Source organism: Bacillota bacterium (genome assembly GCA_024655925.1).
Classification (GTDB): domain Bacteria; phylum Bacillota; class DTU025; order DTU025; family JANLFS01; genus JANLFS01.
This window is the reverse complement of sequence record JANLFS010000219.1, coordinates 1-1,758: the sequence shown is the minus strand read 5'-3', so window position 1 is coordinate 1,758 and position 1,758 is coordinate 1. Positions and strand designations below refer to the sequence as shown.

At 61.0% G+C, this 1,758-nt stretch carries 2 protein-coding genes; both read left to right on the top strand.

The window, feature by feature from the left end; all coding sequences use genetic code 11:
• Window positions 1–149: 149 nt before the first annotated feature.
• Window positions 150–1,457, top strand: a complete 1,308-nt coding sequence (locus NUW23_16280; protein MCR4427704.1) for a restriction endonuclease subunit S — start codon at window positions 150–152, stop codon at window positions 1,455–1,457.
• A gap of 46 nt (window positions 1,458–1,503) precedes the next feature.
• On the top strand, window positions 1,504–1,758 hold a 255-nt coding region (locus NUW23_16275), incomplete at its 3' end, for an AAA family ATPase (protein ID MCR4427703.1).

Sequence of the window (1,758 nt, the reverse complement as noted above, 5' to 3'; positions counted from 1 at the left end):
GCCCAGACCTCCGCGAAGGTCGCGGCCAGGGTCTGGGCCGTTAACGTAGAACCCGTCCTCGGTGCCGCCGCGCGAGCAGGGGATTTTCGTTTCGTCTGGCAGCCCGGCGGCCCCTGGACGCCGTCGCCCCGGCGGGAGGGGGTTGCGTCTTGAACAAAGGCACTGAGGAACGTCAGACCCTGCGCCGCTTCAAACCCTACCCTGCCTATAAGGATTCCGGCGTGGAGTGGCTGGGGCAGATCCCGGCGCATTGGGAGGTGAAGCGGCTTAGGTTTCTTGGATTCGTCAACCCCTCACCTGGCGAACTCAGAAGCGCCTCACCGTCCCTAGAGGTTACTTTCATACCGATGGATGCGCTTGGGGAATGGGGTGGCTTCAACCTCGAAGCAACAAAGCAACTGAGCGAGGTCTCGTCCGGATATACCTATTTTCGTGACGGCGACGTTCTCGTGGCGAAAATCACTCCATGTTTCGAGAATGGCAAAGGAGCAGTTGCAAGGGGCCTCACAAACGGAATCGGCTTCGGAACCACCGAGCTTCACGTGATCCGACCGGGCTCCGGCCTGCACGCAGACTTTCTGGCTTATCTGACCTTCTCGCGGCCTTTTCGCGGTCTTGGCCAGGTTGAAATGAAGGGCGCGGCTGGTCAGCAACGGGTATCCGAAGAGTTTATAAAGGACTTTCCGGTACCTCTGCCGCCTCTCTTGTTGGAACAACGCGCCATCGCTGCCTTCCTCGACCGCGAGACGGCGAAGATTGATGCGCTGGTGGCGAAGAAGGAGCGCCTCATCGAGCTGTTGCAGGAGAACCGCACCGCCCTCATCACCCGGGCGGTCACCAAGGGCCTCGACCTGAACGCTCCCATGAAGGACTCCGGTGTCGAGTGGCTGGGGGAGATCCCGGTGCATTGGGAAGTGATGGCCCTGAAGCAATTGACATCGCTTCGCGCGGGAGAAGCAATCACCTCTGACCATATCGACCAGGCGGGTGAATACCCGGTGTACGGCGGTAACGGAGTGAGAGGCTACACGTCATCCTTCACCCACGAGGGAGATTTCCCGCTGATCGGTAGGCAGGGCGCCCTGTGTGGATGTATCAACTTCGCAAGTGGAAGGTTCTGGGCATCCGAACACGCAGTGGTGGCAGCGCCGCTGCGAGGCGTGGACGCTCGCTGGCTTGCTTATCTACTCACCGCCATGTCGCTGAACGAGTACTCCGAGTCAGCAGCACAGCCGGGGCTTGCCGTCAGTGTTGTGGCATCGATTCACGCCCCGAGACCACCTCTCCCCGAACAACGTGCTATCGCTGCCTTCCTCGACCGCGAGACGGCGAAGATCGACGCGCTCATCGCTAAGATCCATGAGGGCATCGAGCGGCTCAAGGAATACCGTACGGCGCTCATCTCCGCCGCAGTGACGGGAAAGATTGACGTGCAGGAGTTCGGATCGCTAGAATGAGAAATGTGGGATACCATGTCAGCCGGGTGAAAGGCGGGCCCACCCCGTGAGCAAATCGGACTATCTAAAGGCTCTGATCCGCACTCACGCTGAAGGCGACGACGAGCGGTTTTATGCCGTTGCGTTGCAGGTGGCCGCGCAAGAGGCCCGGCAGGGGCACACCAAGTTCGCGCAAGAACTCCGCGATCTGGTGGACCAGGCACGGGCACGCGGGAAGACCCTCCCGGCAGGCCAACACACAAGGCCGGTAGCGATCATTCAGCCGCGCGGTGAACTGGCGGCAGTAAGGAGTCCCGCCAGT